Below are 18,429 nucleotides of genomic sequence, written 5' to 3' on the forward strand. Positions count from 1 at the left end.
AGGACCGCGACGCAGGAGCGGGCGCTCCGCAGTCGATACGCATATGCCTGATATGGCATACGTCACGCACTGCGGAGCGAGAGGTGTAGACCTTGCGGGAAGGGCGGCATCGAAGCTCCAGCTCATGAGCGACTACCCGAGGAGTACCTCATCACGGTGCGCCCACCCGTGGCAGCACTGTGTGATTTCCATGCCCATCGGTATGCGTGTGGGCGGTGTTTCGGGGGTTGAGTGGTCGTCATGCACACGCGATACGACGTGACTTGTTCACAGGTTGTCGCTTCCACCCCTCGACGAAGAGGACCCATGAGCGAAGATGCCCACCCGCACATCGTCTTCGGCACGGCCACGGAGACGGCGCCGCTGCCGCTGCCGCTGGAGTTCGAGGCCCTCTGGGTGGCCAACCAGGCGGACTTCCACCAGTACGCCCGCGTGGTGTCCGGAAACTGGCAGGCCGCCGAAGCCACCGTGCACCGCGCGTTCCTGGAGATCCTGAACCTCTGGGACGAACTGCTGCAGTCGAGCAACATGCAGGGCGAGGTCTGGGCGATCTTCCGCAAGACCGTGGTCTCCCAGGAACTGAACTCCTTCCGGGAGGGCCTCTCCCGCCTGGAGCCGGACGAGGAGATCGGCCTCTTCCGAGCGCTGCGGAAACTGCCTCCGCGCCAGTTCGACGCCGTCGTCCTCAAGCACGTGATGCACCTGGAGACCAGCAAGATCGCCTGGTACCTGGGGGTGACCACCCGCACCGTCGACTACCACTGCCGCAAGGCCAAGGAGCGCCTGGAGCAAGCCGTCCCCTCGCACGTGAAGCACAGGAAGGATCCCAAGTGACCGGCAGCCGCGTCGAGAGCATGCTGGGCTCCCTGGGCCGGGCGCTGCGCGCCGAGGAGCGCATCTTCGACGAGCCCACCGCGCTGCGCCGGCTCGCCGAGGACTCCGGACTGGTCCCGCTGCGCGATCTCCCCGCAGTGGCCGGACAGCAGTTGACGGTCGTGGTGCGCTGGGCGCTGGAGCACCCCGGGGCTGCCGCGCATCTGGAACGTCTCGCCGAGGCGATCGGCGAGAAGAAGAACTACGGCGGCGAGCAGGACGACTGGATGCTCCTGGTCCGCGTCAGCGACCTCACCGAGATCGACGTGGACGGTGCGCACCTCTTCGCCTGCATGCTCTACCTGGCCCGGCATCACGACAGCGCCCAGTTCTGGTGGCAGTTCGCCGCCGGCGCCGGATTGCGCGTCGCCGCCTTCTGCCTGCACCTCCACCACCTCGGGCGGGGCGAGACACCCGAGGCCGAGCACTGGCTGGAGATGCTGAAGAGCATGGACACCCCGGAGATGGTGGACGAGGAGTTCCTCTACGGCCTGCGCAGGTTCGCCGCCTGGGAGTGGCGCAACGGCAGCCTGGCGTCCGGGTATGTGGCCGCTCTGATCGACGAGGTCTACCGGCTGGCCACCATCGACAACGCGGACGAGATGCTCGTGTGCCGCCCCGACCACGAGCTGGCCCTGCGGCTGAACGGCTGCGGCTCAATCTGACCCGGTACGACGAGCGGTCAGCGCCGCGCCCGCAGGCGGCCGTCGCCCTGGTACGGGGCGACGGCCGCCTGCGGGGTCGGTGTGGGGGCGAGTCCGTCAGCAGGTGTGGTCGACCAGGTCGAAGGAGGCGTAGTGGTCGGCCGTGTAGTAGTCCTCCGCCTGCTGCTCCCCGGTGACGATGCGTCGGGCACCGCGGTCCTCGGAGCCGGGGGTCTCCACGGTGTACTCGTGGTAGTAGCCCTGTTCGTGGTCGGGCAGGATGCCCTCACGGTTCTCGAAGACCGTGCCGTCCTGCGGATAGGGGTAGGGGCCGCCCTGCTCGATGAGGTCCAGGGTGTCGTGGGCCTCGGACGGGAGCTCGGAGGCGCAGATGTCGCCGACGGCGGCGATCCGCGCCGCCGCGGCCGCGGGGTGCGCGGCGGGCGCGGCCGAGGCGGTGGTGAGGGCGGGGCCACCGACGAGCATCGCGGCGGCGAGGGCTCCGGCGGCGCCGATACGGGTCCAGCGTGGGGGGAACGTCATGCCACCCCATGGTGACGCGCGTAGAAGACGTGTCAATGCCAACTCGCGGGGTTTTGCCGCACGTTCACCGGTCCGACGCCGGAGGGGCGCGTGGGCACCCCTCCGGCAGCCGAATCAGCTCGACTCGGCGTGGCGGGCCGCCAGCCGGCGGGCGCCCTCATCCGTCAGGGAACCGTGCAGCCGGAGGCGGGCGACCGCACCGTCCGGGTGGATGTCCATCCGCACATGGGTGACCGCGGGTGCGTCGGTCAGCAGGAAGCGGTGGATGGTGTCGGGCTGGAGGCGGGTGCGCGGCAGCAGTTCGGCCCACTCCCCCGTCTCGCCGTCCTTGCCCACCAGGCTCACCCAGCCCGCGGCGTTGCCCCGGTAGCAGGCGGTGTCGACCTCCACGGCGCGGATCCGGCCCTGCCCGGCGAGCGCGTAGGAGACCCAGTCGTGCCCCTTGTCGCGGCGGCGGCGGGTCTCCCAACCTTCGTCCATCTTCTGCGAACGGCCGGGCAGGATGCTGTTGACCGGCGGGGAGAAGAAGCGGTCCGAGGCGTCCTCGGCGAGGCCGCCGTTCTCCAGCGCCACCAGGTCGAAGGTGCCCAGCGCCGCCAGCCATCCGGGGTCGGCGAGCACCTGACCGTGCACCCGGAGCCGGGCGATGCCGCCGTCGGGGTACTGGCGCAGCCGCAGGTGGGTGAAGCGGCGCTCCTCGGTGACGGCGAAGCCGTTGGCGGCGTGGCCGCCGACGCGGGTGCGCGGGACGAGGGTCGTCCACTTCACGTCGTCGGCGAGCAGTTCCTCGGGGGAAGGCGCCCCCGGCACGGAGGTGGCCTCCACGGAGATCTCGGGCGGGTAGTTGCCGCGGAAGTGCGCGGTGTCCACGACCAGCCCGCGGATCACCCCGGGGGCGCCGAGCTTGACCAGCGCCCAGTCGTGTTCGTCCGCGGCCGGGTGGGGCTGCGAGGCCGAGGGGCCGCGCCGGCGGCGGGTCTCCCAGCCGTCCATGACCTTGCCCTTGTGCTGGAAGGCGTGCGGATCGAACTCGGGACGCCCGGAGTTGAGCAGGTTCTCGCGCTCGGCGAAGAACTCGTCGTTGGCCGCGATGACAGTGGCGCCCAGCCTGCGGTCGGCCAGGTCGGGAAGGTGGGCGAAGGGGAACCCGGCCTCCGGCGCACGGTAGTCGGCGTAGGTGTCGCCGCCCGAGTAGGGCGCGGCGTCTCCCGTATAGCCGGTGGAGCTGGTTGTCCCTGCGGTCTGCGCCGCTGTCATGCGGTCTTCCTTTCGATGAGCCGTCCGGTCTTTCCGGTGGGAACTCCGTGGTCGGCGACCCGCTCGCCGCGCAGCCAGGCGGAACGCACCACGCCGTGCAGGGTCCTGCCCGCGTAGGCGGTCACCTGGTTGCGGTGGTGGAGCCGGGCGGGGTCCACGGTGAAGGTCTCCTCGGGGGCCAGGACCGCGAAGTCGGCGTCCCGGCCCGGGGCGATGCTGCCCTTGCCCTCCAGCCCGGCGAGCCGCGCCGGTTCCCGGGACATCCAGCGGACGACGTCGGCCAGCGCGAACCCGCGGCGGCGGGCCTCGGTCCAGACGGCGGGCAGGCCGAGCTGGAGGGAGGAGATACCGCCCCAGGCGGTGCCGAAGTCGGGTGTCTTCAGGTCGGTGGTGCAGGGCGAGTGGTCGGAGACGACGCAGTCCAGGGTGCCGTCGGACAGTGCCTGCCAGAGCGCGTCCTGGTTGGCCCGCTCCCGGATGGGCGGGCAGCACTTGAACTCCGTCGCGCCGTCCGGGACCTCCTCCGCGGTGAGGGTGAGGAAGTGCGGGCAGGTCTCGGCGGTCAGCCGGAGCCCCGCGGACCGGGCCTCGGCGAGCATCGGCAGCGCGTCGCCCGAGGAGAGGTGCAGCACATGGACGCGGGTGCCGTGCTCGGCGGCCAGTTCGATCAGCAGCGCGATGGCGTCGTTCTCCGCCGAGCGGGGGCGGGAGGCGAGGAAGTCGGCGTAGGCGGGACCGTTCCGCTGCGGCGCCGCGGCGAGTCGGCCGGGGTCCTCTGCGTGCACGATCAGCAGCCCGTCGAAGGAGGCGATCTCGGCCATCGCGGCGGCGAGCTGCGCACGGTCGAGTTCGGGGAACTCGTCCACTCCGGAGGGCGAGAGGAAGCACTTGAAGCCGAAGACTCCCGCCTCGTGCAGGGGGCGCAGCTCGGGGACGTTGCCGGGCACGGCGCCGCCCCAGAAGCCCACGTCGATGTGCGCCTTGGGCCCGGCCACCTCGCGCTTGGTCCGCAGGTTGTCCGCTGTGGTGGTCGGCGGGAGGGAGTTGAGCGGCATGTCGAGGAGCGTGGTGATACCGCCGGCCGCGGCGGCGCGGGTGGCCGTCCAGAAGCCCTCCCACTCGGCGCGGCCCGGATCGTTGACGTGGACGTGGGTGTCGACCAGGCCGGGCAGCAGCACGTCATTCCCGATGTCCTCCAGCGCCGCCCCCGGCGGCACCGGGGCTCCGTGCGCCGACACCTCGGTGATGCGGCCGCCGCCGTCGACCGCGACGTCGGCGGGACGCTCTCCCTCCGGGGTGATCACGCGCCGGGAGCGCAGGACGAGCCGCACGTCGGACACACCGACCTCCTTCGTACTCCGCGAGCCCTCGGATTCGGACCCTCACCCTCCTTCAACGTTCTGTTGAAAGACCGGCTGTACGAATCTTCGTGCGAGGGAGGGGGTCAGTCAAGAGCCGACCCCTTGGAGAACTCCACAAAATGGAACTAGACTTTCGCCATACAGAAGAAGAGCGCCGCCAAGGCCGGGCGGGACAGCGAACGCGTCGCCGCAGGAAACCGGTGTCCGCGCCGGGGCGTGTACGAGAGAGGTGACCGCGCGGGAGACCGCCGCCCGGCCCCGAGCCCCCGATACCATGCGCCTGACCGCAGGCCAGGAAAGGAACGCGACGTGCCGCCGTCCGCAGAGCACACAACCACCCCCCAGGCTGCCACGCCGCCCGCCGCGACCGGCGGGGTGCAGTCCCTCGAGCGGGCCTTCGACCTGCTGGAGCGGATGGCCGACGCCGGGGGCGAGGTCGGTCTCAGCGAGCTCTCGACCGCCAGCGGCCTGCCGCTTCCCACCATCCACCGGCTGATGCGCACCCTCGTCTCCTGCGGCTACGTACGCCAGCAGCCCAACCGGCGCTACGCCCTGGGCCCCCGGCTGATCCGGCTCGGGGAGAGCGCGGCCCGGCTGCTGGGCACCTGGGCCCGCCCCTACCTGGCCCGGCTGGTGGAGGAGACCGGCGAGACGGCGAACATGGCACTGCTCGACGGCGACGAGGTCGTCTACGTCGCGCAGGTGCCCTCCCGGCACTCCATGAGAATGTTCACCGAGGTCGGCCGCCGGGTGCTGCCGCACTCCACCGGTGTCGGCAAGGTCCTCCTCGCGCACACCCCGGACGACCAGGTCCGGGCGCTGCTGGCCAGGACGGGCATGCCCGCCGCCACCGAGAAGACCATCACCACCCCGGAGGGCTTCCTGGAGGCCCTCGCGCACGTGCGCGAGGCCGGGTACGCCACCGACGACAACGAGCAGGAGATCGGCGTGCGCTGCATCGCCGTCTCCGTGCCGGACTCGCCGACCTCCGCCGCCGTCTCCATCTCGGGCCCCGCGGGCCGGGTCACCGACGCGGCCACGGACAAGTTCGTCCCCCTGCTGCACGAGGTGGCCGGCGACCTGTCCACGGCCCTCGCCAGCTCGGGGAACGGCCAGTGACCGCTTACCCGTCCTCCGACTCGATCGCGTCGCGCCAGACCGTCACGTCCAGCTTGACGTAGTCGCTCGGGTCGCCCTGCGGCGCGTGGCCCCGGTAGGTGACCAGGGCGATGTGCCCGGAAGTCGTCTGCAGACACAGCCGGGAACCGGGCGCGAGCTGCTTCAGCGCGACATCGTCGGTGAAGCGCGTCTCGGCCCGGCAGGTCTTGAGCGAGCCCTTCTGGGACTTGTCCAGCAGGGCGAGCTTGCCGTTGGGCTCGTCGATGCCGAGGTTCGCGCCGTCGATGGTCGTGTTGAGGTACGTCAGCTCCGAGGGAATCCCGCCGTCGTCCAGGTCCCGGGGCTTGAGGGGGTCGTCACCCATCGCCAGGAAGTAGCCGTCGGGCAGGTTCAGGCCCTTGTACGTCTCGGGCTTCGGGGCCCGCTTCGCCGCCTCGCCCTTCGCGTCGGGGCCGGACGCCCCGTTCCGGTCGGACTCGTCGGACCCCAGGGAGAAGACGGCACCCCAGAAGAGCACCATCCCGCCCACGACCACGGCCGCGATCGTCTTGCCCCGGTCCCACCGGCGCCGGGGCGGCAGCGGCCGGGGGTGGACCGGACCGTACGGGCCCGCACCGTACGGGCCCGCACCGGGCGGGCCCGGATGGCGCGAGCCCACCGGGCGGGCGGCCATGGTGGGAGCCGCGGCGAGCGGCGGCGGCGCCGGGGGCGGCGGATGCGGCCCGGACAGCGGGGGCGGCGACGGCGCGGGCGGCACCTGGGCGGTCAGCGGCGCCGTTCCGGCGGGGCTGGGGCCGACCCCGGGCGCCGCGGCCTGCGTCGGTGCCGCGGCCTGCGTCACGGGCGCGGTCGGTGGGGCGCCGTGCGCGGGCGGCGGCGTCTGCGCGGGCGCCGGTGCCGCGGCGCGGTGGGTGATGTCGGCGGCCACCGGCGAGGGCAGCCAGTCCCCCGGGCGCCGCAACTCACCACCCTCGGACGCCTCCTGGCACAGCCTCAGCACCTCCTCGAGCCCTGGCCGGTCGTCCGGGCGTTTGGTCAGACAGCGGGTGACCAGCTCCCGCAACTCGTCCTGGACGCCCTCCAGCGCCGGTTCGGCGTGCACGACACGGTAGAGGACCCCGTGCGAGGTGCCCTCGCCGAAGGCCGGGGTGCCCAGCGCGGCGAAGGCGGCTATCTGCCCCAGCGCGAAGATGTCGGTGGCCGAGGTGACCCGCTCCCCCGCCGCCTGCTCGGGCGCCATGAACGAGGGCGTACCGATTGTGACCCCGCTGCTGGTGAGCGAGGTGGCGTCGGCGGCGCGGGCGATACCGAAGTCGATGACCCGTGGCCCGTCGTCCGCGAGCAGCACATTGGAGGGCTTGAGGTCCCGGTGGACGATGCCCGCCCTGTGGATGACCTGGAGGGCCTCGGCGACTCCCGCGACCAGGAAGAGCACGGTGGGCACCGGCAGTCTCCCGTGGCCGCTCACCGCGTCCGCGAGCGAGGGGCCCGGGACATAGGCGGTGGCCAGCCAGGGCTGCGGGCCCTCGGTGTCGCTGTCGATCACCGGCGCGGTGTGCAGCCCCTGCACCCGCTCGGCGGCCCGGACCTCCTGCTGGAACCGGCGGCGGAACTCCGGGTCCTCGCTGAAGTCGGGACGGATGACCTTGATGGCGACGGGACGTCCGCCCGGGGTGTAGGAGAGGTAGACCTTGCCCATGCCTCCGGAGCCGAGCCGGGCCGCCAGCCGGTATCCGGCGACCGTCGCCGGATCGTCCGGCGCGAGCGGAGTGAAGACCTGCGCCGCCGCACCGTCACCCATGAATCACTGCCCCCGATAGAGTCGTTGCGCGTTGCTGACGCCCCGACACTATCGGTGGAGCACTCAGCTTTCGGGGCGCGGGCCGGTCCCGAAGAGTTCGACGGCCTCCCGGACGCCGACCAGCGGGCGCGCCAGGGCGCTCACCGAGCCGACGGCTGCCGCCAGCAGCAGCAGCGGATAGCGCAGCTCCTCCGCGGCGGGCGCTCCGGAGCGGACCGCGGCCGTCAGCGCGTCCAGCCCGCGCTCGGCCTCGCGGCGGTCGGGCAGCTCGGCGGGGTGCGCGTCCAGCGCCCGCCGCATCCGCTGCACGGCCCGGCCCAGCGCCTCGACCCGCGGGTCGGAGCCGGTCTCGTGCGCGGCGGTCACGGACCGCCGCTCACCCACAGCCTCGCTTCGCACGTTCTCCCCCCACATGGGATGTCCCGCGCCTTCCGGCACGGGATTTCCGCCTTCCTCCGAGGAAGTGACCACTCCTGTCGGAGGTTCCGACAGTAAACGCCACTCTACGCGTGTGCCGCCACACGGAACGCAAGATTTCGGGTCACCTTTCCGATGATCATCCCCAAGGATGACGGCCGCATCCCCCTTACGTGCGATATCCATGACCGTATGACGCACAGCGGACAGACTTCCCACGACCCCGAGCGCGATACGCCGCCCCGGGTGGCCGGGCTGCTGCTGGCCGCCGGCGCGGGGCGGCGGCTGGGCGGCCGGCCGAAGGCGCTGCTGCGGCACTCCGGCCGCCTCCTGGTGGAGCACGCGGCCCGGGCCCTCCGGGAGGGCGGCTGCGGACCGGTGTACGTGGTGCTGGGCGCGGCCGGTGAGCGGGTACGGGAGACGGCGGCCCTGCCCGGTTGCGTGCTGGTGGACAACCCGGACTGGACCCGGGGCATGGGCAGTTCGCTGCGGGCAGGGCTGACGGCCGTCTCCGCGGCGGATGCTGCCGCGGGGGACGAGGGGACGGGCCCCGGCGCCGAGGCGGTCCTGGTGTCCCTGGTGGATCAGCCGGGTATCGGCGCGGACGCGGTGGCCCGGGTGCGAGCCGCCTACCGCTCCCCGGTCACCCTCGCCGCCGCCGCGTACGGGGGCCGCCGCGGCCACCCCGTGCTGCTGGGCTGCGCACACTGGACCGGCGTCGCGCGCAGCGCACAGGCGGACGCGGGAGCGCGCGGGTATCTGCGGGAGCGGCAGGACGCGCTGGCACTCGTGGAGTGCGCGGACCTCGCCGACCCGTCCGACATCGACACCCCGGACGATCTGCACCGCCTGCGGTAGCAGCCACCCCGGCGGCGGCCGCACGGGGCTCGGGAGACAGGGCACCGGGCCGCGGCACCGGCCATGACACCGGGTCGTGGCACCCGAGGACAGCGGAAGGAGCTGTTCCGGGGGCGAATCGGGGTGAGAGATATCTCGACGTCAACAAACTCTTGAAGTTCCACTATGAGGAAACTAATCTCCACTGATCAGAAGCGCCTTCCTGTCCCGAAGGCGCCCACGCCCGCGTTCCGTGCGCCCGGCACGGAACGCGGCACCCCGTGCCGCCCCGCACCGGACCTCGCCCGGCGGCCTCTCCACACCGCTCGCTGAAGGAGTGACCCACCATGTCCGCACCAGCGCCCTCCCCGCTGGAAATCGTCGGCGTCGAGCCAGGGCGGCGGCCCGAGAGGCAGGACGAGGTTCTGACCGGTGCCGCGCTCGACTTCGTCGCCGCGCTGCACCGCAGGTTCACCCCGCGCCGGGACGAACTGCTCGCCCGCCGCGCCGAGAAGCGCGCCGAGATCGCCCGCACCAGCACGCTGGACTTCCTCCCGGAGACCGCGGAAGTGCGGGCAGGCGACTGGCGGGTGGCCGACTGCCCGCCCGCGCTGCTGGACCGCCGGGTCGAGATCACCGGCCCCACCGACCGCAAGATGACGATCAACGCGCTCAACTCCGGCGCGAAGGTGTGGCTCGCCGACTTCGAGGACGCCTCGGCGCCCACCTGGGAGAACGTGATCGGCGGCCAGCTCAACCTGAGCGACGCCTTCGAGCGGCGCATCGACTTCACCGACGAGCGCTCCGGCAAGAGCTACGCGCTGCGCCCCGCCGAGGACCTGGCCACCGTCGTGGTGCGGCCGCGCGGCTGGCACATGGACGAGCGGCACCTGGAGTGCGACGGGCAGCCGGTGCCCGGCGCGCTGGTCGACTTCGGGCTCTACTTCTTCCACAACGCGCAGCGGCTGCTCGATCTGGGCAAGGGGCCCTACTTCTACCTGCCCAAGACCGAGTCGCACCTGGAAGCGCGGCTGTGGAACGAGGTGTTCGGCTTCGCGCAGGAGTACTGCGGCATCCCGCACGGCACCGTCCGCGCCACCGTGCTGATCGAGACGATCACCGCGGCCTACGAGATGGAGGAGATCCTCTACGAGCTGCGCGAGCACGCCGCCGGACTGAACGCGGGCCGCTGGGACTACCTCTTCTCCATCGTCAAGAACTTCCGGGACGCGGGCTCCCGGTTCGTGCTGCCCGACCGCAACGCGGTGACGATGACGGCGCCGTTCATGCGGGCCTACACCGAGCTGCTGGTGCGCACCTGCCACAAGCGCGGGGCCCACGCGATCGGCGGCATGGCGGCCTTCATCCCCTCCCGCAAGGACGCGGAGGTCAACGAAGTCGCCTTCGAGAAGGTCCGGGCCGACAAGGACCGGGAGGCGCGGGACGGCTTCGACGGCTCCTGGGTCGCCCACCCGGACCTGGTGCCGGTCGCCAAGGCGTCTTTCGACGCCGTCCTCGGCGACCGCCCGCACCAGAAGGACCGGCTGCGCGAGGACGTCGAGGTGAAGGCCGCCGACCTGATCGCGGTCGACTCGCTGGAGGCCCGCCCCACCTCCGAGGGCCTGCGCAACGCCGTCCAGGTGGGCATCCGCTACATCGAGGCGTGGCTGCGCGGCCTGGGCGCCGTGGCCATCTTCAACCTGATGGAGGACGCGGCCACCGCGGAGATCTCCCGCTCCCAGATCTGGCAGTGGATCAACGCGGGCGTCGTCCTGGACGACGGCCGGCAGGTCACCGCGGAGCTGGCGCGGCAGGTCGCGGCCGACGAACTCGCCGCGCTCCGCGCCGAGATCGGCGAGGAGACCTTCGCAGCCGGTCGCTGGCAGGAGGCGCACGACCTGCTGCTGCGGGTGGCCCTCGACGAGCAGTACGAGGACTTCCTGACCACTCCGGCCTACGCGGCCCTGCGCGACTGAGGCGACCGGGCACGGTGCGGGGTCCGGGGCAGGAGCCCGGGACCCCGCACCGGAACCCGCCCGTCAGGGTGCCGGGGCCGACGACCGTCACATCGTGGCGACCGTGGTGGCTGCCGTGGTCGCGGTCATGACGGCCACCAGGACCGCCTGCATGTCCTGGATGGCCTGGCGGATGTCCTCGGCCACCCACTGTCCCTCGGCGATGGCCTCCATCCGCGGAGCCACCTGCTTCCTGGCCACCCCGGGGAAGGCCACTCCGTGCAGGCCGGCGGCGTGCAGCAGGGCGATCAGCCCGGTCGTGCGCTCGTCCGGCTCCGCGCCGTAGCGCACGACGTCCTCCAGCCGGTGCCGCAGCTCGCGTTCGGCCGTGCCGTCCACCTCGGGGTAGCGGCGGGTGGTGAAGATGCCGAGTGTGCGGTGCTTGTGCTCGGTGACGACGCCGCGTGCGCAGAGGTTCTCGACGGCCGCCTCGAGCGCCTTGGACTGGTCCTTGCCGAGCCAGTCGCCGACCTTGGCCTTGGTGTCGCGCTCGGCCCATTCGGTGATCTTCGCCAGCCGTCCGTCCAGCAGCGCGTCGCCCGTCGGCGTCGGGTCGGTCACGGTGAGCCGCTCGTCGACGACGGCGACCCGGCCCGCCAGTGTCAGGTCCAGCAGCACGCCACCGGCGACGGCCCAGCCGGCGGCTGATCGGTTCTTCGCGGCGCCGGAGTGGTCGTCCAGTGCGAGCAGTGCCACTTCCTCACCCAGTGTGACCGCCATGAGTCCCCCTTCGCGCGTCCCCGTACTCATCCGGATTCCGCTGCCCATCCTCGGGCGGCGCAAACCTCGGCCCGCTACGTCAGCACCGCGCCCAGCGCCAGGAAGCCCGTGATCAGCAGCGCCAGCAGGCCCAGCAGCGGGAGCGCGAAGCGCAGGTACCGGTCGTAGCCGACCCTGGCGAGGGAGATCCCGCCCATGATGACGGCGGAGGTGGGGACCCACAGGTTCATCCAGCCGCTGGCCGCCTGCCAGCCGGTGACGACGACCGCGCGGGAGACTCCGGCGAAGTCGGCGAGCGGCGCCAGGACCGGCATGGCCAGAGTGGCGTGGCCGGACGTGGAGGGGATGAGGAAGGCGAGGGGCAGATTGACGACGTAGATCATCACGGTGAAGAGCGCCGAGGGGACACCGGTGACCGCTCCCTCGATGGAGTGCAGCAGGGTATCGGTGATCTTGGCGTTGTTCATGATGGCCGTCACCCCGCGGGCCAGCACGATCACCAGGGCCGGCGGGACGAACTCGCCCACGCCGCGGACGAAGGTGCTGGTGAACCGCTGCTCCCCCATCCGGGTCAGCACTCCCACCAGGATCGCGGCGCAGAGGAACAGCGCGGCCAACCGCGGGAAGGACCAGCCCAGTTCCCAGCCGTAGGGAGCGGCCCGGGCGTCCCCGGTCAGCGCGCCCGACCACGGGATCACCGAGAAGATCATGAAGGCGAAGACCAGCGCGACGGTCACCAGGACGAGCATGTGCAGCCCGGTGAGCGGCGGCGGTTCGGCCGCGTCGTCGCGCACCGCGGCCTGCTCCCGGTCGCCGGGCCGGTAGCCGGAGAGGGAGAGCTCGGGGTGGTCCCGCACCCGACGCGCGTACCGGACGACGTAGCCGACGGTGACCGCGGTCAGCACCACCCACATCAGCGCCCGCAGCGCGATGCCGTCACCGAGTGAGATGTCCGCGGCCGAGGAGGCCACGCCCGTGGCGAAGGGGTTGACGGTCGAGCACAGCACCCCGATCCCGGCGCCCAGCACGATGGTGCCGATCGCCACCATCCGGTCGTAGCCCAGCGCGAGCATCAGCGGGACGACGAGTCCGTAGAACCCCAGCGTCTCCTCGGCGAATCCTTCCACGGTGCCCAGCAGCGAGAAGACCAGCATCACGCCGACGATCAGCAGGACGCCCCGGTCGCGCAGCCGGTGGGCGAGGCGGCCGATCCCGCGGTCCATGGCACCGGTGGCGAAGACGACGGTGATGAAGGCGCCGATGGTCAGGACGAAGAAGAACACCCCGGCGGCGCCGAAGAGTTCCCCGGTGAGGTCGGGGCCGATCCGGCCGGTCCTGGTGTCCTGCACACCGTAGAGGCCGTTCACCGGGGAGAGGAAGAGGTCGGTGAACCGGTCCGCGAGGCCGAGTCCGGACGGCTCGCGATGGTAGGTGCCCTGCACGGGCGCGCCGTCGGCGTCGCGGTCGTAGCTGCCGGAGGGGACGAAGAACGCCACCGTCCAGACCAGCAGGGTGACGAGTGCGAGCACCGTGAGCGCGCTCGGAAAGGTGAAACCGCGCTGCGGTTCGGTCTCCTCCTGCGGCTCGGCCTCCGTCCGCATGCCGTGCGCCCCTTCCTGGGTCACCTGTCGAGGAAACCGCAGCATAACGGGCACAAGGTGGATAAGAGGGGTACCACGGGCAGGACATCGCCGCCGGTGTCCCGGAAGCCGGCGCGGGCGCCGCGCGCTGCCGGGTACGGGACCGCCGCGCGGGCTCCGATGCCTTCCGCTCGGTGTATTCGCCCACGTCGGTGGAGGTTTCTACGAGCGCGGGCTTCGGGCGAACGCACTGTAGGCAGCCGCGAATCCGGCTCCGTACGGTGAGCGGATGCACTACGGCACGTCACGGGGGCAGGCAGGAAGTTCGTTCGACGGCGCGGCCGCACGACGGCTGCGGGAGGGGTTGGGGCTCTCCGCGGAGGATGTCGCGTACGGGATGCGTGCCGCTTACGGCACCGGCGTCGACGCCCGTACGGTCGCGGCGTGGGAGGCCGGAGCGGCGGCGCCCGATGAGCGGCATCTGGCCGCCCTCGCGGGCGCGCTGTGGTGCGCGGCAGCCGATCTGATGGGCGACCCCGGAACGCTGCGCGAGTACCGGCTGGCCCGAGGTGTCTCGCTGACCGATGTCGCCCGGGAGACCGGGATGTCCCCCGAGGAGTACGCCGCCGTCGAGGAATCCGGCGACTGGCCGGGGAACGCCCGGCAGGCCGACGCGCTGGGCGCGGTGCTGCGGCTGCCGGTACCGGCGTTGATCGAGTTCACCGGACGCGGCGAGGAGCTCGCGCGCCTGTTGCGGAAGGCCGCGGCGACCCGGTGGCAGGCGTACACGGATCCGGTCTGCGCGTTGGTGCCGCTGCCCCGCGAGTACGTCGCGGACGGGCTGCGGGCGCTGCACGCGGCGTACCACTCCACGACGGCAGCCTCCCTCGGTTGGGGGCAGCCCGCCTCGGCCTCGTCCCGCGACGCGGGCCGGGCCTTCATGGACGAGATCCTCGCGCACTTCTGGCAGGCCGTGGAGGCCTGACGGCTGCGGTGCGGGACCGGCGGTCGCGACAGGGCGGCAGTGCGCCACCGGCCGGTGGCGCACTGCCGCCCTGCTGTGTCTCCGCGGTTCAGCGGTTCCGCGCGCAGTCCGGCTACGCGGGGGCACCCTCACGCGGGTGCGGGATGCCCTCGCCGGGTTCCATGGGGTGTGCCACCACCTCGTCGTCACGGCGGGAGCGTCCGAGGTGGTTGAAGACCAGGTTGAGGACGACGGCGGTGACGCAGCCGGTCGAGATCCCGGAGTCGAGGATGATCTTCGCGCCCTCGGGGAACGCGTGGTAGAAGTCCGGCGCCGCGATCGGGATGATGCCGACGGCCAGCGCCGTACCCACGATCAGCACGTTGTTGTCCTTGCCGAGGTCCGCCTTGAGCAGGGTCTGGATGCCGCTGGCCGCCACGGAGCCGAACAGCACGACGCCGGCTCCGCCCAGTACCGGCTGCGGCACGGCCGCGACCAGCCCGGCGGCGAGCGGGCAGAGACCCATGACGATGAGGATGCCGCCCCCGGTGGCGACCACGAACCGGCTGCGGATGCGGGTCATCGCCACGAGGCCGATGTTCTGCGCGAAGGCGCTGCACAGGAAGCCGTTGAAGAAAGGGCTGACGAAGGAGCCGAGGGTGTCGGCGCGGAGTCCGGCGGCGATGGTCTGCTCCCCGGAGGGGCGGTCCACGACCTCGCCGAGTGCCAGCATGTCGGCGGTGGATTCGGTCATCGAGACCAGCATGACCACGCACATCGAGATGATCGCGGCGAGTGCGAACTGCGGGGCGCCGAAGTGGAAGGGGGTGGGGAAGCCGACGATGTCGGCCTGCTCGACCGCGGTGAAGTCCGTGATGCCGACCGGTATCGCTATCAGGGTGCCGACGACGAGGCCGATCAGCACGGCTATCTGCTTGAGGAAGCCGGAGGTGAACCGGCGCAGCAGCAGCACGATCAGCAAGGTGGCGCCCGCCATGCCGATGTTGTCGAAACCGCCGTAGTCGGGATCCTTCGCGTTGCCGCCCTGGGCCCAGTTGAAGGCGACGGGCATCAGCGAGACGCCGATGAGGGTGATGACGCTGCCGGTGACCACCGGCGGGAAAAAGCGGACGAGCTTGCTGAAGAACGGGGCGATGACGAAGCCGAGCGCGGCTGCGACCATCGTCGCGCCGAAGATGACCGGCAGCGCGTCGGCCGGGCCTTCGGACTTGTTGATGGCGAGCATGGGGGCCACGGTGGCGAAGGTGACGCCGTTGACGAACGGCAGCCGCGCGCCGACCTTCCAGAAGCCGAGCGTCTGCAGCAGGGTCGCGATGCCGGCCATGAAGAGGCTGGCCCCGGTGAGGAACGTCAGTTCGGACGGCGAGAGGCCCACGGCCGCGCCGATGACGAGCGGCGGCGCCACCACTCCCGCGTACATGGCGGCCACATGCTGCAGGCCGGTGGTGAACAGCTTGAGCGGCGGCATGCCTTGGTCGACCGGGTGCTTCTCCTGCGCCGCCGGTTGCTGCTGGTCGGGGTCGTGCGAGCCGCGGCCCGGTTCGTCCCCACTGCCGTCCGCCGTCTTTCCTTGCCTGGTGAACCTGGGCGTCTTGGCCACGGGGTCCTCCTGTCGCTGTCTGCGCCGTGTGGCACTCGTTTTCCGGAGGTGTTGCGCTGTGCAAGGTGGTGCTGTCGCTGCGATGTCCTACTGGTGCGCCCGTCATTGGTGTCCGGAACATGACAGGAGTCCGGATGGGGGTCGAACCGGCCGGGAGCCGTCCCTCCCGGCCGGTGTCTGTGGGGTGTGCCGGAGCGGTGCTCCGGCCTCCTGGCGCGGGTCGTCAGCCCGCGTCGGCCGCGATCCGGGCCAGGCGCCGCGCCTCGTCCCGTGCGGTGCCGGAGATCTCCTCCTCGTCGGCCCGGACGAGGCGGCCGTCCTCGACCACCGGCCGGCCGTTGACGAGGGAGAGGGTGACCGGAGCCGCCGCGCCCAGCACGAGGGCGGCGACCGGGTCGGCGATGGAGGAGTGCCCGATGCCGTCGAGCTTCCACAACACCAGGTCGGCCAGCTTCCCGGCCTCCAGCGAGCCGGTCTCCTGGGCCCGGCCGAGCACCTGGGCGCCGCCGTGGGTGCCCAGCCGCAAAGCCGAGCGCACGGTCAGCGCGTCCTGCCCGCGCGGGCCGAGCCGGTTGATCAGCAGCGCGTTGCGCAGCTCGGTGTGCAGCTCGCCCGACTCGTTGGAGGCCGTACCGTCCACGCCGAGCCCGACCGGGATCCCCGCGTCCAGCATGTCCGGGACCCGGGCGATCCCCGCGCCCAGCCGCGCGTTGGACGAGGGGCAGTGCGCCGCGCCGGTCCCGGTGCGGGCGAAGGCTGCGATGTCCGCGTCCGTCATATGGACGCAGTGGGCCATCCACACGTCCCCGCCCAGCCAGCCGACCGACTCGAAGTAGTCGGTCGGGCCCATGCCGAACAGCTCGTGGCAGAACTTCTCCTCTTCCGCCGTCTCCGAGCCGTGGGTGTGCAGCCGCACGCCCTTGCGGCGGGCCAGCTCGGCACCCTGCCGCATCAGTTCGGTCGAGACGGAGAAGGGGGAGCAGGGCGCGACGGCGACATGCCGCATCGAGCCGAAGGAGGCGTCATGGTGTGCGTCGACGGCCTTCTCGGTCTCCGCGAGCGCGCCCTCCAGGGTCTCCACGGCGAAGTCCGGGGGCAGCCCGCCCTCCGACGCGCCGCGGTCCATCGAACCCCGCGCCGCGGTGAAACGGACGCCGAGCTCACCGGCCGCGCGGATCTCGGCTCCCAGCAGGTCGCCCGCACCGCGAGGGAAGACGTAATGGTGGTCCATCGCGGAGGTGACGCCGCCCCGGGCCATCATGCCGAGGGATCCGCGGGCCGCGGCGTACACCATCTCCTCGTCGATGCGCGCCCAGACGGGGTAGAGGGTCACGAGCCAGTCGAAGAGGTTGCAGTCCTGGGCCAGACCGCGGGTGAGCCACTGGTAGAAGTGGTGGTGGGTGTTGATCAAGCCCGGGGTGAGGAGATGGCCGGTGCCGTCGATGCGGCGGGTGACGTCCGCCAGGCCCTCGGGCGCGTCGCCCGGGCCGAGGGACTCGATCCGGTTGCCGTTGACGACGAGGTGGCCGCTCGGGTATTCGGTGTCCGCGGCGTCGACGGTCGCGATCGCGCACTTCTCGATGACGACGCGCCCGGTGGGTGGTGGCTGCTGTGGTCCGGTGTCGACCATGGGGATTCCTCGCTTGGGATCGGTCCCTGCCCCGCCCCCGCCCGGCCCCTCGGGGACTCGGGCCCCGAGAACCTCCCGGTTCCGGGAAGGGGCGGGGCAGGGTGAGGAAGATCAGAGGTTGGTCATGTCCACCGGGATGCGGGGAGTGACCCCGTCCCGCAGGACCGTGGCCTCGATCAGGCCGTACGGCCGGTCCGCCGCGTAGTAGACGGCACCGTCGGCCGCCTCGTTCTTGATGTCGAACGGCGACAGGTCCACCTTGAAGTGGTGCTTGTTCGGCATCGAGAAGCGGATCTCGTCGACCTCGGGCCGGCTGTTGATGACGCGCGAACCCATCTGGTAGAGCGTCTGCTGGAGCGAGAGCGAGTAGGTCTCCGCGAACGCCTGCAGCATGTGCCGCTTGGTCTGCGCGTAGGACTTGTCCCAGTTGGGCGTCCGCTCCCCCGCCGTGCCGGTCCAGTTGTGCCGCCACACGGCGGCCACCTCGGTGGCGAGGATGCGGTCGTAGTCCTCCTTGAGCGTGGTGTACCGGTCCTTGATGTAGCCCCAGAACTCCGAGTTGGTGGAGTTGAGGACGGTCAGTTCCTTCAGGCCCGACAGCACCTCGACGCGCTCACCGTCGAAGGTGATCTGGGCCGTGCGTATCTCCTGGCCCTTGCGCACGAAGGAGTGCTTGACCTCGTCGGCGCCGATGAACCTGGAGTTGGCGTCGGAGGTCTCGATACGCTCCCAGTCGTACTGCTCGATCCGGATGCGCGCCCTGCTGATCGGCTCGCAGCTCTCCACGAAGTGCCGGGCCAGCAGGACGCCGTACGCCTCGGCCGACTCGATCCCGTGCTCCTTCGCCTTGGCGAACACGGTGTTCTTGGTGGTGTCGGTCGGCAGCACATGGGCGTTGGAGCCGGAGTAGTGGACGTCGTCCAGATCGCCGCTGAGGGCGACCGAGACGTTGAGGTCCTTGATGTGGTGGGTGTCGCCGTCCCGCGTGATCTTGACGACGCGGTTCTCTGCCTTGCCGTACTGGTTCTGGCCGAGAATCGTGGGCAT

At 71.6% G+C, this 18,429-nt stretch carries 16 protein-coding genes; 6 read left to right on the forward strand and 10 right to left on the reverse strand.

The window, feature by feature from the left end; genetic code table 11:
• Positions 1-306 precede the first annotated feature (306 nt).
• Both P2424_RS20535 and P2424_RS20540 read left to right on the forward strand, forming a co-directional pair.
• Positions 307-834, forward strand: a complete 528-nt coding sequence (locus P2424_RS20535; RefSeq protein ID WP_276477220.1) for a sigma-70 family RNA polymerase sigma factor — start codon at positions 307-309, stop codon at positions 832-834.
• A complete protein-coding gene (locus tag P2424_RS20540) occupies positions 831-1,538 on the forward strand; it encodes a hypothetical protein (RefSeq protein WP_276477221.1) in 708 nt (235 codons plus the stop codon). Before P2424_RS20535 ends, P2424_RS20540 begins: the two co-directional genes overlap by 4 nt.
• Before the next feature lie 96 nt (positions 1,539-1,634).
• On the opposite strand, the gene P2424_RS20545 is transcribed toward P2424_RS20540, so the two are convergent.
• The 3 genes from P2424_RS20545 to allB form a co-directional block, all read right to left on the reverse strand.
• Positions 1,635-2,060, reverse strand: a complete 426-nt coding sequence (locus tag P2424_RS20545; RefSeq protein WP_276477222.1) for a ribonuclease — start codon at positions 2,058-2,060, stop codon at positions 1,635-1,637.
• Between the two features lie 114 nt (positions 2,061-2,174).
• Positions 2,175-3,317 (reverse strand): allantoicase, encoded by a 1,143-nt coding sequence (gene alc, locus P2424_RS20550; protein ID WP_276477223.1) that lies wholly within the window; start codon positions 3,315-3,317, stop codon positions 2,175-2,177.
• Positions 3,314-4,657 (reverse strand): allantoinase AllB, encoded by a 1,344-nt coding sequence (allB, locus tag P2424_RS20555; RefSeq protein WP_276477224.1) that lies wholly within the window; start codon positions 4,655-4,657, stop codon positions 3,314-3,316. The genes alc and allB overlap by 4 nt, the downstream gene beginning before the upstream one ends.
• A 330-nt stretch (positions 4,658-4,987) precedes the next feature.
• On the opposite strand from allB, the gene P2424_RS20560 reads away from it, so the two are divergent.
• Complete coding sequence (locus P2424_RS20560; RefSeq protein WP_276477225.1) at positions 4,988-5,797, forward strand: IclR family transcriptional regulator; 810 nt, start codon at positions 4,988-4,990, stop codon at positions 5,795-5,797.
• A 4-nt stretch (positions 5,798-5,801) separates the two neighbouring features.
• Here the strand turns inward: P2424_RS20560 and P2424_RS20565 are convergent, their stop codons facing one another.
• Together P2424_RS20565 and P2424_RS20570 are read right to left on the reverse strand one after the other, a co-directional pair.
• A complete protein-coding gene (locus tag P2424_RS20565; protein WP_276477226.1) occupies positions 5,802-7,598 on the reverse strand; it encodes a serine/threonine-protein kinase in 1,797 nt (598 codons plus the stop codon).
• A gap of 63 nt (positions 7,599-7,661) precedes the next feature.
• Positions 7,662-7,997 (reverse strand): DUF5955 family protein, encoded by a 336-nt coding sequence (locus tag P2424_RS20570; protein WP_276477227.1) that lies wholly within the window; start codon positions 7,995-7,997, stop codon positions 7,662-7,664.
• Between the two features lie 210 nt (positions 7,998-8,207).
• On the opposite strand from P2424_RS20570, the gene P2424_RS20575 reads away from it, so the two are divergent.
• Entirely contained in the window at positions 8,208-8,873 is a 666-nt protein-coding gene (locus P2424_RS20575) for a nucleotidyltransferase family protein (RefSeq protein ID WP_276477228.1), read from the forward strand.
• A 326-nt stretch (positions 8,874-9,199) separates the two neighbouring features.
• Positions 9,200-10,828, forward strand: a complete 1,629-nt coding sequence (gene aceB, locus P2424_RS20580) for a malate synthase A (RefSeq protein ID WP_276477229.1) — start codon at positions 9,200-9,202, stop codon at positions 10,826-10,828.
• Between the two features lie 87 nt (positions 10,829-10,915).
• Here aceB and P2424_RS20585 read toward each other — a convergent pair whose 3' ends face one another.
• Together P2424_RS20585 and P2424_RS20590 are read right to left on the reverse strand one after the other, a co-directional pair.
• Complete coding sequence (locus P2424_RS20585; protein WP_276477230.1) at positions 10,916-11,587, reverse strand: GPP34 family phosphoprotein; 672 nt, start codon at positions 11,585-11,587, stop codon at positions 10,916-10,918.
• Positions 11,588-11,661: 74 nt separating this feature from the next.
• Positions 11,662-13,188: a YfcC family protein gene (locus tag P2424_RS20590; protein ID WP_276479046.1), complete on the reverse strand. Its 1,527-nt coding sequence runs from the start codon at positions 13,186-13,188 to the stop codon at positions 11,662-11,664.
• A gap of 268 nt (positions 13,189-13,456) precedes the next feature.
• Between P2424_RS20590 and P2424_RS20595 the strand changes: the two genes are divergently transcribed.
• The gene (locus tag P2424_RS20595) at positions 13,457-14,152 is read left to right on the forward strand and encodes a helix-turn-helix transcriptional regulator (RefSeq protein WP_276477231.1); all 696 of its coding nucleotides are present in this window, start codon (positions 13,457-13,459) and stop codon (positions 14,150-14,152) included.
• 112 nt (positions 14,153-14,264) lie between these two features.
• Here P2424_RS20595 and P2424_RS20600 read toward each other — a convergent pair whose 3' ends face one another.
• From P2424_RS20600 to pucL, 3 genes are all read right to left on the reverse strand, one after another.
• On the reverse strand, positions 14,265-15,620 hold the full coding sequence (locus tag P2424_RS20600) for a nucleobase:cation symporter-2 family protein (RefSeq protein WP_276479047.1): 1,356 nt from the start codon (positions 15,618-15,620) through the stop codon (positions 14,265-14,267).
• 355 nt (positions 15,621-15,975) lie between these two features.
• Positions 15,976-17,382 carry an 8-oxoguanine deaminase gene (locus tag P2424_RS20605; protein WP_276477232.1) on the reverse strand — a complete coding sequence of 469 codons (1,407 nt, stop codon included), beginning with the start codon at positions 17,380-17,382 and terminating at the stop codon, positions 15,976-15,978.
• 111 nt (positions 17,383-17,493) lie between these two features.
• Positions 17,494-18,429: a factor-independent urate hydroxylase gene (gene pucL / locus P2424_RS20610; protein WP_276477233.1), complete on the reverse strand. Its 936-nt coding sequence runs from the start codon at positions 18,427-18,429 to the stop codon at positions 17,494-17,496.

It is taken from the genome of Streptomyces sp. WMMB303, assembly GCF_029351045.1.
GTDB lineage: Bacteria > Actinomycetota > Actinomycetes > Streptomycetales > Streptomycetaceae > Streptomyces.

What these genes read in the sequence shown, in the direction of transcription:
- P2424_RS20590 (WP_276479046.1), bottom strand. Translation starts at nt 13,188, where the DNA reads ATGCGGACGGAGGCCGAGCCGCAGGAGGAGACCGAACCGCAGCGCGGT.
- P2424_RS20605 (WP_276477232.1), bottom strand. Translation starts at nt 17,382, where the DNA reads ATGGTCGACACCGGACCACAGCAGCCACCACCCACCGGGCGCGTCGTC.
- alc (WP_276477223.1), bottom strand. Translation starts at nt 3,317, where the DNA reads ATGACAGCGGCGCAGACCGCAGGGACAACCAGCTCCACCGGCTATACG.
- P2424_RS20595 (WP_276477231.1), top strand. Translation starts at nt 13,457, where the DNA reads ATGCACTACGGCACGTCACGGGGGCAGGCAGGAAGTTCGTTCGACGGC.
- P2424_RS20535 (WP_276477220.1), top strand. Translation starts at nt 307, where the DNA reads ATGAGCGAAGATGCCCACCCGCACATCGTCTTCGGCACGGCCACGGAG.
- pucL (WP_276477233.1), bottom strand. Translation starts at nt 18,429, where the DNA reads ATGCCCACGATTCTCGGCCAGAACCAGTACGGCAAGGCAGAGAACCGC.
- P2424_RS20565 (WP_276477226.1), bottom strand. Translation starts at nt 7,598, where the DNA reads ATGGGTGACGGTGCGGCGGCGCAGGTCTTCACTCCGCTCGCGCCGGAC.
- P2424_RS20575 (WP_276477228.1), top strand. Translation starts at nt 8,208, where the DNA reads ATGACGCACAGCGGACAGACTTCCCACGACCCCGAGCGCGATACGCCG.
- P2424_RS20545 (WP_276477222.1), bottom strand. Translation starts at nt 2,060, where the DNA reads ATGACGTTCCCCCCACGCTGGACCCGTATCGGCGCCGCCGGAGCCCTC.
- aceB (WP_276477229.1), top strand. Translation starts at nt 9,200, where the DNA reads ATGTCCGCACCAGCGCCCTCCCCGCTGGAAATCGTCGGCGTCGAGCCA.
- P2424_RS20600 (WP_276479047.1), bottom strand. Translation starts at nt 15,620, where the DNA reads ATGCCGCCGCTCAAGCTGTTCACCACCGGCCTGCAGCATGTGGCCGCC.
- P2424_RS20585 (WP_276477230.1), bottom strand. Translation starts at nt 11,587, where the DNA reads ATGGCGGTCACACTGGGTGAGGAAGTGGCACTGCTCGCACTGGACGAC.